A 13,108-nucleotide genomic window follows, 5' to 3' on the forward strand; every position below is an offset into this window, starting at 1 on the left:
GGGACGGTTGGTTGGGTTGAACTTATTCCTCATATTTACGCACGACGATCACGGCGTTATGTCCGCCGAATCCAAATGAGTTGGATAACCCGATCTTAAGCTCGGCCCGGCGCGCCTCATTGGGCACGTAATCGAGATCACATTCCGGATCGGGGTTCATCAGATTGATCGTCGGCGGGATGATGCCTTCCTTCAGCGTTTGGACCAGGGCGATAGCTTCCGCGCCGCCAGCCGCACCAAACATATGGCCGGTCATCGATTTGTTAGCCGTAATCGGAATGCGATGGGCGTATTTGCCAAACGCCTTTTTGATCCCCTTCGTCTCCCCAAGATCGCCGACCGGGGTGCTTGTCGCATGGGCGCTGATCACATCAACCTGCTCCGGCGTGATCCCCGCCGAGGTGAGCGCTCGTCTCATCGCCAGATAGGCGCCTGCGCCTTCGGGATGCGAAGCGACCACGTGGTAGGCATCGGAGCTTGCACCGTAGCCGATCAACTCGCCGTGAATGCGTGCTCCCCGGCGTAATGCGTGCGACAGCGACTCGAGTACCACGATCCCGGCGCCTTCGCCCATCACGAAGCCATCGCGGTCCGCGTCAAACGGCCGGCTGGCTTGCTCCGGAGCTTCGTTCCGCTTGGAGAGCGCGGTTGCATTGCCAAAGCTGGCCAGCGCAAGCGGATGCACCGCCGCTTCGGTTCCGCCGGCGATCATCACATCGGCTTCGCCGCTGCGGATCAGCCGGAACGCCTCGCCGATCGACGAATTGCCGATCGAGCAAGCCGTAACCGGAGACAGCGTCTCGCCTAACGCGCCGAAACGGATGCTGATCTGAGCAGCCGCCATATTGGAGATCATCATCGGCACCAGACTCGGGCTCACCCGGTTAGGTCCGCGATTTTCGAGCACTTTAACGTTTTCCGCCAACGTTTCAATCCCGCCGATGCCCGAGCCGACATACACGCCAAAGCGCTCGCGGTCGATCAGCTCCGGATTGAGATCGGCGTCCTGAACTGCCTGTTCTGCGGCGAACAACGCGTATTGGCAGAAGAGATCCATTTTGCGGGCTTCCTTTCGCCCGAAGATTGCCTCGCCGTCAAACCCTCGAACCTGCCCGGCGATCTTGGTGCTAAAATCCGTAACGTCAAAACGTTCGATCTGCGATATCCCGGAGCGTCCTTCTTTTAACCCTTGCCAAAATGTATCTACATCATTGCCCAGCGGGGATACAATACCCATTCCGGTAATAACCACTCGTTCCATAAAACATCCTCCTTTAGGCATTTCATATGCAGGAAGTACAATCTGTCGTAATCTATTGTAGCTGCAGATTATCCTATTACAAGTTTTTAGTTATCCTAGTATAATGGGTAACATATTAAGCCATGATTCAGGGAGGATCTCTGCGGATGAGCACGGAACCGAGATTAGAAGCCTTATCGAAATTTTTAAAAACGCAACGCGCCAAGCTGCATCCCCATACCGTAGGCCTTCCGGCAGGCTCCCGCCGGCGAACGCCCGGCCTGCGCCGCGAGGAGGTCGCCCAGCTCGCCGGGGTGAGCACGACATGGTATACCTGGCTGGAACAAGGCCGGGATATCAAGGTATCCTCCTCCGTTCTGGACGCGATCGCCGGTGCGCTTAGACTAAACGCCGACGAACGCAAGTACCTGTTTGACTTGGCGTCCGACAGCGGCTTTCATCCCGATTGGGTTGAGAAGGAGCCGGTAATTACCCCGTCGCTCCATAAAATTTTGCAAGAGCTGAAATATTGCCCGACGATCATCTCCGACCGCCACTGCCATATCGTAGGCTGGAATCCTGCCGCTGCCCAGGTGTTTGTGGACTTCGAGCAAATCCCAGAGCAGGATCGCAACTTGATCTACCTGCTGTTCGCCAAGAAAGAACTGCGCAGCCTGGCCGTGAACTGGCCTCATTTCGTCAGGGGGTTCCTGGCTATCTTTCGCGCGTATTACGGACAATACGTTGCCGACCCTTGGTATTCACAATTTATCGACCGGATGTCACGGCAATACCCGGATTTCCAAGAGCTATGGAACCAGAGTGAGGTCAGCGCGGCTCCGGAGGTCATGATCGAATTCCGCCATGCCAAAGCCGGCAAAATGCTGTTTAATTTAACCTCACTTCAGGTTCAGGGGGATGCCGATTTGCGCTGCAGCGTGTATACCCCAATCGAAGGAACCGCAACCGAATCGAAGCTTAAGAAATTGCTAGAAGATACCTTTAAGAATGAGTATTGACAAACCGTGAAGAAATTCGTATTGTGGTTCATAGTGTGATAGTGAGAATCATTATCATAAATATGTGAACAAGGAGAATCACTCATGAAGAAGCTGTTTATTCCCCTTATTTTAGCCTTCACGGTTTTGGCTGGTGCTTGCGGCAATGAGACAGCACAGCAGAATTCTGCGGCAAACAACTCATCAGAGACCAATCAGACGAGCGGAAATGACTCCGCGGGGGCGGAGACGGCTTCCGGTACGGTTACATATCAATCGGAGAACGGTCCGATCGAAATTCCTGCCAATCCAAAGCGCATCGTGGCTCTGACGTACGCTCCAAACGTCGTGGCCCTGGGAGGATCGCTGGTTGGCGTTGATACCTGGACGATGAATAACCCGCTGTTTACCGAGAAATTAAAGGACGTCGCCGTCGTGTCCGAAGACAATCCGGAGCAAATCTTCGCTTTGGAGCCGGACCTGATCATTGTCGGATCGCATATGAAGAATCTCGATAAACTAAGCGAAATCGCTCCAACGATCATTTATACATGGGGCAAGCTGGACTATTTAGCCCAGCAAGTAGAAATCGGGAAAGTGCTCAACAAGGAGGCAGAAGCCCAAGCTTGGGTTGAAGATTTTACGAAGCGGGCCAAAGCCGTAGGCGAAGAGATCAAAGCCAAGATCGGCAAAGACGCCACCGTGTCTGTGTTTGAATATGATACGAAGAACTTCTATGTATTTGGGGACAACTGGGCCCGCGGAACGGAACTGCTGTATCAGATGATGGAGCTGAACATGCCGGAAAAAGCCAAACAAGATGCGTTGGGTCCGGGCTACTACACCTTATCAAACGAAATCATTCCCGAGTATGCTGGAGATTACATCGTACTGAGTCAGAACAAAGAAGCCCAAAACGAGTTCTTGCAATCCAATACGTGGAAAAATATCCCGGCCGTCAAGAACGGTCACGTAATCGAAATCGATACCGCAGCTTCTACCTACAGCGATCCGATTACGCTGGAGTATTTGCTGGAAATCTTTAAGGACGGATTCCTCTCGATGCCTTAAAGCTTAACTGGACCAAAATTAAAAAGGATGTGCCCCGCTGTGATGCAGAAGGGCACATCCCTTTTTTATGGGTTAAATAAACTCGATCCAGCCGATCTCCAGCCCCGGCTTGATATAATCAAACTTCAGCTCGTAATCGCCTTCCGTCAGCTCGATCCGGAGCTGCTTCTGCGTGACCCACTTGCCAAACGTACCGTTCGTCTGTACCGTGGTCAGCAGTTCTCCGTTCAGCAGCAGATTGCAGGCCGACTGCGACAGGTTCATCGCTTCGTAACGGATATGCGCTGTAACAGTGTACACCCCAGCTTCCTGAACCTTCACCACCGCAGTTCCGGCATCCGCCATAACCTTAGCGCTTTGCGAATGGGACAGCGTATATACGTCCGTTCCTTCGCCAGCAACCGGCAGATCACCTTGAACAGCCTTGATCAGGCGGACTTCGTCAACCGGTTTCGGTTCCCGCGCTAATGCAGGCGCATTCAGTAAAAATCGGCAAATGTTCATGGCACACCGTTGCAGTTCGCCAACCGTCAAGGTGCCGTTAGCCAAGGCTTCCAGCGTATTATCCCCCAGCGAATTGATTTCCGCACCATTGTTGTTAACGACCATATATAGATCGTTTTGCGCGCGTACCATAAAGGACGTGTTCTTCGCGTCGGCCGGACCGCCTTCAACGCAGTCGTTCATAACCGCCCACCAGTCCGTCATGACAATGCCCTGATATCCCCATTCATTCCGGAGAATGGTCGTATTCAAATCATAGTTGGATGCCGCCCAATGCCCGTTCACCGGGTTATAGGAAGTCATGATCGACGAGGCTTCCCCTTCTTTGACCGCCATTTCGAAGCCTTTGAGATAAATCTCGCGCAACGCCCGTTCCGAAACGACCGTATCCACTTTCGAACGCGCCTTCTCCTGGTTATTGCCGGCAAAATGCTTCACGGTTGCGGACGAACCGCCCTTCTTGATGCCCCGCGTCACCGCCGACGCAAAGCAGCCCGTCAAATAAGGGTCCTCGGAAAAATACTCGAAGTTTCGCCCATTTAACGGATGGCGATGGATGTTAATCCCCGGGCCCAGCAAGGTGTCGATTTCATTTTGCAGCAGCTCTTGGCCCTCCAGCACATATAACGACTCTACGAGGTCAACATCCCAGCTGGATGCAAGCAACGTTCCGATCGGCAGCTGAGTCGCCTTCAAGCCGCTGTCCATGCGGATGCCGGAAGGACCGTCGGCGCTACAAGCCACCGGGATTCCGTATTCCAACAAGTTCTCCCCCACCCCGCCAAAAGCGGAAGCCGTTCCAGGTGTAACCTTCGGACTGCTCATGCCTTCACCGCGTACAATCGTAGCCAGGTCCGCATCGCTCAGTTGGGCGACAAACTCCTCCAAGCTCGCTTTGCCGGCTTGAACGTCCTTTAATTTAATTCCGCGGTTCCCCGTTTGCGGATAGGCTTCCGGCAGTCTGCTTTCGATGCGTTCCTTCAGCGAAATGGTGCGCTGCGGCACTGCCTCCCGGACGATCTCATACGTCCCATCCGATTTCCGGCTTCCTGGTTTAATCCGGGAAAAACGTTCCGTAGGAGCCGCAGCTTCCTCCAACTGCTCCACAACCACCAGTTCAGCCAAATGGTAGGCAGCTTTCCCGTCCACCGTTACCCGCTCCGTATTTCGGATGCTGTTGCCTACATGAAGCTCATAATTGCCGGCTTCCAGCACGTAACAGGATTTATGCCCGGTATAGCCGCCATCGTCATAGGACGCCATCCGCCGTACCGGCAGTTGCAGGGTCAGCACATCGGTCTCGCCAGGCTGAAGCAGCTTCGTTTTCGCGAACGCTCCAAGCGCCCGGGCCGGTTTGCCCAATACGCCCTGCGGGGCTTCATAGTATAGCTGAATAACTTCTTTCCCGCTAAACTCCGAGCCGGTATTCGTTACCTCCACTTGGACCTCCAGTTGGGCATCTGTACCTGCTCCTTCGAGCTTCACCCCTTGTACTTTCCAGGCAAAGGAGGTATAGGAGAGCCCATATCCAAACGGGAACAGCACCTTGTCCGGACAAAATGTTTCGAAGTAGCGATAACCTACATAAATATCTTCTTCATAGAGATTCCGCTCTTCGCTGCCAAAGTTGGCTGTGGATGGATAATCTTCAATGTGATGGGCAATGGTATCCGGCAGCTTACCGCTCGGCGTGACATCCCCCGAGAGCAGGTCAGCTACGGCGTGACCGCCAATCATCCCGCCCTGCCATACGAACATCACTGCCCGAATCCGACCTTGATGGACGGGATCGTTGATCCAGCTCATATCGATGACATTGGCTACGTTCATCAACACAGCCACTTGATCGAAATGCCGGGTAACCGTTTCCAGATTCAGGCGCTCTTGTTCCGTCAACCGGTAACTTCCCTCGGTATCGGCGTTATCCTTATCCTCACCGGCCGTCCGGCCGATGATAACGATTGCCTTGGATGATGCTTGCTTCGCTTGCGCTACGATTTCGTCGGTTAAAAGCATTTCCTTCTGACACCAAGGCTCCGCAGCCCAACCGCCTCCGCCGTTATCAAACGGATTCTCGGCAATCCACTGCTCATATTGCTTCGCCAGTTGTTCATTCACTTGGATGCGAGGATTCGCCCGTAGTCCGTCCAAAATGTTGACGACATAAGGGACGTTCACCGCACCGCCAGAGCCTGTCCCGCTGCGATAGTAATCAATTTGGCATCTGCCGAAAACGGATACAATTTCATGCGCTCGAATCGGAAGCATAGTGTTTTCATTTTTCAGCAGGACGCCGCCTTCCGCTGCCGCAATTCTGCTGTACTCGGCGAAACCTTCCAAAGGAACGCCTAACATCGATTTGCTCATCTCTCTCTTCTCTCCTATCCGTTAGTAGATCCCAGCTTGGGATACATCAATAATAGTCCTAGTTTTTACTATACCAAAACCAACGTGAGGTTGAATAGAATAACGTACATTGGGATTTTGAAATTTAAGCGAAAAAATTAGCATAAATAAAGATGCCCAGATAAGGAATCACCCATAATAGCGGCAGCAGATTCCACCAAACCGCCGGTTTGTACTTGCCTTTGGCGAAATAAGTCCAGCCCAGGATCAAAGCGAGCAGCAGACCACCAGGATACGCCTGAAGATACGCGAATAACGCTCGCATGCCTGGGTGGACCCCTCCTGAATCATGGAAGAGGTAGGCGGAAATGCCAAGCACAATCAACCATGCCACGGAAAAAAACGCATAAATGAGCTGCGACACAATTAGAAAAATGAAGGTTTTTCGTTTAGGAGACATGGGAGTCCCGCCTTCCGTTCAGGAATCGCCTCACGTTAGTCGAACCATACTTCGGTGCTGTGCCGCATCTCAAACAGGCGTTGAATCTGTTTGGGCGTATTTCGTTCAAGCGATAAAGGCGGAAGCTCGTCACGACCGAAAAATCCGACCTCCAAAGTTTCCATTCCAGCTTCTGCGTGACCTCCGCCGATCTCGCACAAAATAAAGATTTTGTAGATATGGTACGCCTCCGGGGGATGATCGTGGAATTTCTTGTCCAACACCGCCATTAACCGCACCGGAAAGACGGTAAGACCGGCTTCCTCCTTCACTTCTTTAACCGCAACCTCTTTAGGCGATAGACCGATGTCGGCCCAACCTCCCGGCAATGACCACGCCCCATCAACTCGTTCTCGTACGAGCAAAATTCGGTCATCCTGAAACACTACGCCGCGCACATCCACCTTAGGGGTAGCATAGCCGGTTTCATTGGCGAACAGCGCTTTAACCTTCTCCGTCTCCACTTCGGTATAACGGCTGAGAATTTCCACGCTAAGCCCACGCAACATCTCAAAGCGTTCAAGATCGTACATATCTTTGGAATAAGCCAGCCCGGCCTGACTGATGGCCTGAATTTGCTTTGCCCACTCCAGCCATTGCAGCTTCGGAATCGAGTCCGACATCTGAATCGCAACCTTTCGGATAGAAGTCTAAATCCACTGTACCACCATAGAAATCATATATGCAGCAGGGAAGATGATGAGTTGCGCCGCTAATGTTCCGATAAATCTGGCGCCCATCAACATAATATAGATCCTCCCCAGCTGCTGTCGGGACTCCTCCTCATGCATCGCCCGATCGGTAATGAGCCCCAATTGCGGATCGATGAAGATCGTCAGCAGAATCGTAGCGATACCGTTAATGATGCCGGAAGCCTGCGAAGCGGTTGTACTCAGCTCCGGCACCAGATAAGCAGCATACAAGGAAGCCAACACGCCAACCGTATAGAAGGCAGTCACCGCGATATTCAGCAAAATAAACCGTTTCGGAACCCCCAGCAAACGATACGAACGGAGGCGAAGGGTTGGTTTACGTAAATGATGCCTGACGTTTTTGAGCTGGGTGATTGTCACGCTCGTTACGAGCTTGGGCAAGGACCCGGTGACCTCCAGCTTCGCGATCACACGTCCAAACAGATTCACACAAGTCGGAAACAGAAGCATCGCCAATAGAGTTCCGACAGAACCAGCGAGCAGAATAATCCGCAAGTAGTTCATGACTTGGAAATCCGGGTGCAGCTTGGAATAATCAATGAATTTGGCGGTCTTCGGCGACTGAATCAGATTGGCCGTTCTGGAGACGAGCACAACAATGCCTGTCAAGGACAGCGCCACGGCAATTTTGTTCAGTTTCACACCGGCATAGCGTATAGAATACGACAGCGTCTCCGCCGCATGAATAATCATGGTTAGGACGCACACGATTACCAGATAGGTGGTCACTTTACTTCCCTCTCCAACTAACTTCCACTATTTTTCGTTGCCGTGTTTAAAATGCCCCGTGGCTTTCGCCATGATCAGTTGGACTTCTTTAGGAGTCGCCGCGCTCTGGATACGCGTGATAAACTTCTCCGCTTCTTTCCCCGAGAGTGTGGTGACCCTGCGCCCTTTCCAAGAAATAAACACTTTTCGGTTTTTCGTCATCTCGTAAGAAAAAGTCTCTTCATCCAAACGATTGCGTTTATCTACGTTTCCCAAACCAGGGCCTCCAAATTAAAGTTAAATTTTTTTCACATACTTGGCCATCAACGTACGATAATCGAACAGAACTTCTTCTTTTTCTTCGGTATATACAAATCCATTGGATTTATAAAAGAGCGTGCCGATGTCGTTCTCACGTTCACACCAGGCGTAAATTTCTTTAATTAACGGGTTCAGACGAATCAACTCATTAAGCAATTTCTTGCCGATGCCCTTGCGCTGATGCTCTTTTAAGATATAAAGTCGAGTCAGTTCACTAACCCCTTCATCATCCGCTTCCGTTAGTTGGCCGAACCCGACGATCTCCCCTTCCCATTCCGCGACCAGAAACTTCCGCGCGGCTTGCGCTTCGTCCAGCGTAATGCTTTGCTCCAAGCTGCTTTTCGCATAGGCGTGGGTTAAATACGTGGCGATAAAATGCTCCGGATAAATCGTTTCATAGGTACTGTTCCAGGTTTCCACAGCTACCTCGCGAATGCCGTCGATGTCGTTCAGTGTTGCCGGACGGATCAGCAGTGAATCCATCAGCTTCAATCCTTTCTGTTTCGTAAATAACGGGACCCAGCTTCGGATATGGACCTATCTCCAGCCGGGTCGTATATCAAAAACGCTTCACTATAAAAATTACTTCTTACAAAAACTATGATACACTGACCTCAACCGAGAAAGCTACCCCTATTCATGAAATCGCTTTCTTTATTACCAATGTAATCGGCAAAGCCTTGTCTGATGCGTTTCCAAGCTAAATTTCATCGCCAAGGAATAGACGAATGTTGTCAGTTTCACAAACCATATATATAAGAACAAAGGACTGAACTTGAAGAAAAGCTGGTTTCTAGACTTAACACAGGTATGAAGAACACGTGCTACGCTTAAGTGATGATTCCCATGAACAAAAATAGGAGGCGATCAACTTGCTGGTGAACAGCGTGAATTGGCGGGAAATAGCCTTTCATCGTATCCCGCGTATGCTCATTGATGAACATGAGCCGTTCCGTCCCATTCGGGTTGGTGTTACGGTGCTGACGGAAAGCGGGCCGTCTCCTTCGTTCAAGCGAATGTTGATGGTGGACGGGGAGCGTGTTGGATCGGTTATTGAATATGCCGTCTACTGGGACTACGATATTACACATCCTTACGATCTGGAGCATATGTGGATCTTCCTGTCTCCACAAGGTGCCGTTGTCGATTGTGAAGCCAGTTTTCATGGTAGATACCTCAAAGGTATCGCTCCCGGCAAAACGAACGTAGGGCCAGATGGACGTATCAGCTTATATTGCCAGCCGGGAAAACACGCCTTCTCTCCAATCCGCGATCTGTTCGAGCTGCTTCCCGACCTGCACCTGGCAACCGGAGCACATGCAGGAAAAGACGGCGTTCTGGAGCCCGACATGCTGCACGGCATGTATAAGACGCTGCCCGAGGCGGACGCACTCGCAACCGAGCATCTTCGCGGCTTCCAGTTTAATATTGCCGGCACCTACCATCCTTTTGAGTGGTCCCTCGACATGCTCGTTACCTGGGAAGAGCTGAAGCGGGAAATCCCCATCCGGATGAGGGATTTGCTGAAGCGGCTACATGAGTTGAAGCAATCGGGATCGTCAGTCCAAGAAGCGATCCACTAAGCTAAAAAGCCTTCCTGTCCGTGGTAACCGCTTGGACTGGAAGGCTGTAACAACAATTCCATTGCTGCAAGGGCGGCCGAACCTATTCTTTTTTGTTCTTCGGCACGGTAGTCGAGTCCGGTACTTCATCCGCTGTCTCCCGATCATCGCGTATGCCCGTTATCTCCTCAGCAGCTTCCGTTAGCGGAGCAGGGATCGGTCGTTGGCTGGACGGAGCCGATACCCTTCCCCTTCTTTCTTTCACCCAATAGATCCCGGCAAGCAGTGCAGTTAATCCTAACCCCACCACCAACCCGGTCCCTTGTCCGGAAATAAAGGGCATGCTCACGATAATGGCGATCATCCCGATCAGACCAACCCAGGACGTATAGGGGTAACCTGGAAGCTGACATGTAGCTTCCGGAGAGCAGGGCGTTACCCGCCGCCAGCGATAATGGGAGGCCAAAATGATAAAGTAGGAGAACAAGAGCGAATATCCTCCGCAGCTGACCAGAAAGAGGTACACCTGCTGAGGCAGCAGGTACCCCATCGCCAAACCGAGCAGCATAGCGGCTCCCGAGAACAGGATACCCCTATACGGGATATCATGCCGGTCTTTCAGCCATGCCGGGGCATGGCCTTCCGCTGCCAACGAACGCAGCATCCGGGCAAGGCCAAATGTCGAAGCCAGCATCGTAGACAGAATCGCCGTAATCATCACAATATTAATCAGCGTCCCAGCCCATCCCATGCCCCAGCGGGTTAGAGCTAAAACTAACGGACTTTGGTCCGCGATCATCCCCTGTGTTGGATACAACATCAGAATCACTGCGATCGCAGCGATATACAAGGCGAGCAAACTGATCAGAGTCATATTAATGGCCCCGAGGAATCGTCTTTTTCGGGTTCTCCACCTCTGAAGCGGCTAGGCCAATGACCTCAAATCCCGAATAGCTGAACATCACGATAAGCATACTGCCCGCTATCCCTGCAATCCCCCCGGGAAACCACGCTTCATTTTGCAGTTCGCCTCCCCCCGCTGCTGGAGTCCCCGGAATCCAGCCCGCTATCAAGGCCAGCCCGATGACGATGAACCCGACGATGGCCAGCAGCTTCACCGCTGCCAGACCGCTCTCCAGCTTGCTCAGATAATCGGCACCAAGCAAATTAAGCAGCGTGATTCCGACGATAATGAGCATGCCCATCGCAACCTCCGAAAAGCTCGGGAACCATTCCCTAAGAAAGGTGGACGCCGCGATCGATTCACTGGACATCGCCAGAATCAAGCCCACCCAATACACCCAACCGGTAATAAAGCCAACGCTGCGTCCCAAACTCCGCTCCGCATACGTACGAAACGAGCCTGGCACAGGGTCAGCCACCGTCATTTCCGAGAGGGCATAGAGAATGATGTAAACCAGCAATCCGCCAAGGATAAACGATAGCAAAATGCTGGGACCCGCTGCTTGAATCGCCACGCCGGAACCGAGAAAAAACGAACCCCCGACGATCGTCCCCAGCCCCAGCATCGTTAAATGAAACGTCGAGATTCCTTTTTCGCCAGTCTTGCCATTGCCCATAAGCCAAGCCTCCCTCAAGCTCTTCGTAAACTATAGGGAGTATTGGCGTAAATTAACGAAATTATGTTGAATAAGTTTAGATATGGACTACATAGCAGCTTCTTTCCGCCATCGTTCCGCTTGTTCCCGAACCATCAAGACGAATTGCTCCAATGCAGGGGATCGCCACTTCTTCCGGTGTAATGCCAACTGTGTCGCCACCCGCTGCGATTCGTCATTCCAGTTCAGCTTCACCAGCTTGCCTTCTTCAAGCTCGCTGCGCACGGTGACCCGCGGCAAGAAGGAGACTCCCAGCCCGGAGATTACACACTGCTTGATCGCTTCGATGCTCCAAAACTCCAAGTTCGAGTCGTTCGCTCTTGTTTCTGATGTTTTGCTTTATAGCCGTCATGCTGCTTTACGGAACCGGGACAATGTCACTCAGCACGCTGATCCAATTTCCGAACGCAACCTTTATTCTCACGTACATGGGCGGCTGCGCTGCCGGAATTCGGCTCCTCAAAGGCAGCCGTATCGGCGTTGTCCTCAGCTGGATTTCGTTTGCGGCTACAGCCGTCGTATTCCGTTCACCGGCTGGGCCATGCTCTACCCGCTGCTGATCGCGCTGTTATGCCTCGGGATCCAGCTGCGCTTCAGCCGGCGGAAAGCCACTTCTCTGGATATCTAATTTAATACGGTCGTCACGAGGCTGCGGCGAAACAGCATCTGGTCTGTCCATCGCAGCCTTGCTTAAATCCGTCCTTCATCAAAATAGGTGACTTCCACCCCTCTGGCCACAATGGAGCTAATCCCTTCCGGATAATAGGGCATCAGTTCGTCTGCGCGCTCCACGTCAACCCATGCGATATCCAATATCTCCTCTGGACGGGTAATCTCCGGCTTGCCCCCCGTAATTTCCGCGCGGAACGTCAGCAGGATGACATGCTCCTCGTTTTTTATATGTACAAATTCATTCACAGCCACGATCCCGTGAACCTTCACATCCAGTCCTGTCTCCTCTTTCCCTTCGCGGATCGCCGCGATCTGCAGCGTCTCGCCAGGCTCCACCGCGCCTCCAGGCAGCGTCCAGGCTTCGTTTTCATTTTGCACCATGAGCACTTTGGTTCTCGTCTCATCGGGGATTAGCAAATATACCACATCTGTTCGTTTCATCGTTAGCCTCCAAATAATAAGTCCAATATCGTCGAAAATTTACCCGATGGCTGTCCCCGAAGCACATCTGGATCGTAGATTTCCACATGACCACAGTTCAGGCAGGAGACGAATAAATAATGGTTGTGCTGGATGTCCATCAGTTTGCTCAACCCGGTGCCGGTCATGGCCACTTCTTTCACCGCAGCTTCCCGTTTTCCGCACTTGCTGCATTTGAAACGACGCTCCAGCACCTCTTCCAGATCGAAGTAATCCCCAACCCGAGGAGGATCAACAGGGTCCCCCGATCCCGGCCCGGGGAATCCCTCCAGATGCTCAGGCAGCACCTCATGTTTGCATTCAGGACAAACGTCACCAACCAATATGACCTGTTCTCCGCACCAAGGACACTGAATCACGCTTCACGCCTCCTTC

The 13,108-nt window shown here is 52.2% G+C and carries 15 protein-coding genes and 1 pseudogene; 4 read left to right on the plus strand and 12 right to left on the minus strand.

Features of this window, described 5'->3' with window-relative positions:
* Nucleotides 1–22: 22 nt before the first annotated feature.
* On the minus strand, nt 23–1,261 hold the full coding sequence (fabF, locus tag ACL02P_RS08490) for a beta-ketoacyl-ACP synthase II (protein WP_412837105.1): 1,239 nt from the start codon (nt 1,259–1,261) through the stop codon (nt 23–25).
* Nucleotides 1,262–1,407: 146 nt separating this feature from the next.
* On the opposite strand from fabF, the gene ACL02P_RS08495 reads away from it, so the two are divergent.
* Nucleotides 1,408–2,259 carry a helix-turn-helix transcriptional regulator gene (locus ACL02P_RS08495; protein WP_009222925.1) on the plus strand — a complete coding sequence of 284 codons (852 nt, stop codon included), beginning with the start codon at nt 1,408–1,410 and terminating at the stop codon, nt 2,257–2,259.
* Between the two features lie 84 nt (nt 2,260–2,343).
* On the plus strand, nt 2,344–3,309 hold the full coding sequence (locus ACL02P_RS08500) for an iron-hydroxamate ABC transporter substrate-binding protein (protein WP_412837106.1): 966 nt from the start codon (nt 2,344–2,346) through the stop codon (nt 3,307–3,309).
* 72 nt (nt 3,310–3,381) lie between these two features.
* Here ACL02P_RS08500 and ACL02P_RS08505 read toward each other — a convergent pair whose 3' ends face one another.
* The 6 genes from ACL02P_RS08505 to ACL02P_RS08530 form a co-directional block, all read right to left on the minus strand.
* Nucleotides 3,382–6,180: a glycoside hydrolase family 3 protein gene (locus ACL02P_RS08505; RefSeq protein ID WP_412837107.1), complete on the minus strand. Its 2,799-nt coding sequence runs from the start codon at nt 6,178–6,180 to the stop codon at nt 3,382–3,384.
* Nucleotides 6,181–6,304: 124 nt separating this feature from the next.
* Nucleotides 6,305–6,484, minus strand: a complete 180-nt coding sequence (locus ACL02P_RS08510; RefSeq protein ID WP_127575531.1) for a hypothetical protein — start codon at nt 6,482–6,484, stop codon at nt 6,305–6,307.
* A 170-nt stretch (nt 6,485–6,654) separates the two neighbouring features.
* Complete coding sequence (locus tag ACL02P_RS08515; RefSeq protein ID WP_412837108.1) at nt 6,655–7,281, minus strand: NUDIX hydrolase; 627 nt, start codon at nt 7,279–7,281, stop codon at nt 6,655–6,657.
* Between the two features lie 27 nt (nt 7,282–7,308).
* A complete protein-coding gene (locus ACL02P_RS08520) occupies nt 7,309–8,100 on the minus strand; it encodes a lipid II flippase Amj family protein (protein ID WP_412837109.1) in 792 nt (263 codons plus the stop codon).
* A 27-nt stretch (nt 8,101–8,127) separates the two neighbouring features.
* The gene (locus ACL02P_RS08525) at nt 8,128–8,355 is read right to left on the minus strand and encodes a hypothetical protein (protein WP_412837110.1); all 228 of its coding nucleotides are present in this window, start codon (nt 8,353–8,355) and stop codon (nt 8,128–8,130) included.
* A gap of 21 nt (nt 8,356–8,376) precedes the next feature.
* Nucleotides 8,377–8,883, minus strand: a complete 507-nt coding sequence (locus ACL02P_RS08530; protein WP_009222918.1) for a GNAT family N-acetyltransferase — start codon at nt 8,881–8,883, stop codon at nt 8,377–8,379.
* A gap of 395 nt (nt 8,884–9,278) precedes the next feature.
* Between ACL02P_RS08530 and ACL02P_RS08535 the strand changes: the two genes are divergently transcribed.
* Nucleotides 9,279–9,983 (plus strand): hypothetical protein, encoded by a 705-nt coding sequence (locus ACL02P_RS08535; protein WP_412837328.1) that lies wholly within the window; start codon nt 9,279–9,281, stop codon nt 9,981–9,983.
* A gap of 82 nt (nt 9,984–10,065) precedes the next feature.
* Here the strand turns inward: ACL02P_RS08535 and ACL02P_RS08540 are convergent, their stop codons facing one another.
* The 3 genes from ACL02P_RS08540 to ACL02P_RS08550 all read right to left on the minus strand — a co-directional run bounded on the left by ACL02P_RS08540 (nt 10,066) and on the right by ACL02P_RS08550 (nt 11,884).
* The gene (locus tag ACL02P_RS08540; protein WP_412837111.1) at nt 10,066–10,836 is read right to left on the minus strand and encodes an amino acid permease; all 771 of its coding nucleotides are present in this window, start codon (nt 10,834–10,836) and stop codon (nt 10,066–10,068) included.
* A 1-nt stretch (nt 10,837) separates the two neighbouring features.
* Nucleotides 10,838–11,542, minus strand: coding sequence for an amino acid permease (locus ACL02P_RS08545; RefSeq protein ID WP_412837112.1), 705 nt, complete (start codon nt 11,540–11,542; stop codon nt 10,838–10,840).
* A gap of 87 nt (nt 11,543–11,629) precedes the next feature.
* A complete protein-coding gene (locus ACL02P_RS08550) occupies nt 11,630–11,884 on the minus strand; it encodes a LysR substrate-binding domain-containing protein (protein WP_232228279.1) in 255 nt (84 codons plus the stop codon).
* Nucleotides 11,885–11,898: 14 nt separating this feature from the next.
* On the opposite strand from ACL02P_RS08550, the pseudogene ACL02P_RS08555 reads away from it, so the two are divergent.
* Nucleotides 11,899–12,209, plus strand: a pseudogene (locus tag ACL02P_RS08555) (amino acid permease); the annotation flags it as partial.
* Nucleotides 12,210–12,271: 62 nt separating this feature from the next.
* Here the strand turns inward: ACL02P_RS08555 and ACL02P_RS08560 are convergent.
* The gene (locus tag ACL02P_RS08560) at nt 12,272–12,694 is read right to left on the minus strand and encodes an NUDIX hydrolase (RefSeq protein WP_028537835.1); all 423 of its coding nucleotides are present in this window, start codon (nt 12,692–12,694) and stop codon (nt 12,272–12,274) included.
* Between the two features lie 2 nt (nt 12,695–12,696).
* Complete coding sequence (locus tag ACL02P_RS08565; protein WP_412837113.1) at nt 12,697–13,092, minus strand: zinc ribbon domain-containing protein; 396 nt, start codon at nt 13,090–13,092, stop codon at nt 12,697–12,699.
* Nucleotides 13,093–13,108 lie beyond the last annotated feature (16 nt).

This window comes from Paenibacillus sp. MB22_1 (assembly GCF_047200555.1).
Lineage (GTDB): Bacteria > Bacillota > Bacilli > Paenibacillales > Paenibacillaceae > Fontibacillus > Fontibacillus phoenicis.

Coding starts and splice junctions, on each gene's coding strand:
- fabF (WP_412837105.1), bottom strand. CDS start 1,261: ATGGAACGAGTGGTTATTACCGGAATGGGTATTGTATCCCCGCTGGGC.
- ACL02P_RS08495 (WP_009222925.1), top strand. CDS start 1,408: ATGAGCACGGAACCGAGATTAGAAGCCTTATCGAAATTTTTAAAAACG.
- ACL02P_RS08500 (WP_412837106.1), top strand. CDS start 2,344: ATGAAGAAGCTGTTTATTCCCCTTATTTTAGCCTTCACGGTTTTGGCT.
- ACL02P_RS08505 (WP_412837107.1), bottom strand. CDS start 6,180: ATGAGCAAATCGATGTTAGGCGTTCCTTTGGAAGGTTTCGCCGAGTAC.
- ACL02P_RS08510 (WP_127575531.1), bottom strand. CDS start 6,484: ATGCGAGCGTTATTCGCGTATCTTCAGGCGTATCCTGGTGGTCTGCTG.
- ACL02P_RS08515 (WP_412837108.1), bottom strand. CDS start 7,281: ATGTCGGACTCGATTCCGAAGCTGCAATGGCTGGAGTGGGCAAAGCAA.
- ACL02P_RS08530 (WP_009222918.1), bottom strand. CDS start 8,883: ATGGATTCACTGCTGATCCGTCCGGCAACACTGAACGACATCGACGGC.
- ACL02P_RS08540 (WP_412837111.1), bottom strand. CDS start 10,836: ATGACTCTGATCAGTTTGCTCGCCTTGTATATCGCTGCGATCGCAGTG.
- ACL02P_RS08545 (WP_412837112.1), bottom strand. CDS start 11,542: ATGGGCAATGGCAAGACTGGCGAAAAAGGAATCTCGACGTTTCATTTA.
- ACL02P_RS08560 (WP_028537835.1), bottom strand. CDS start 12,694: ATGAAACGAACAGATGTGGTATATTTGCTAATCCCCGATGAGACGAGA.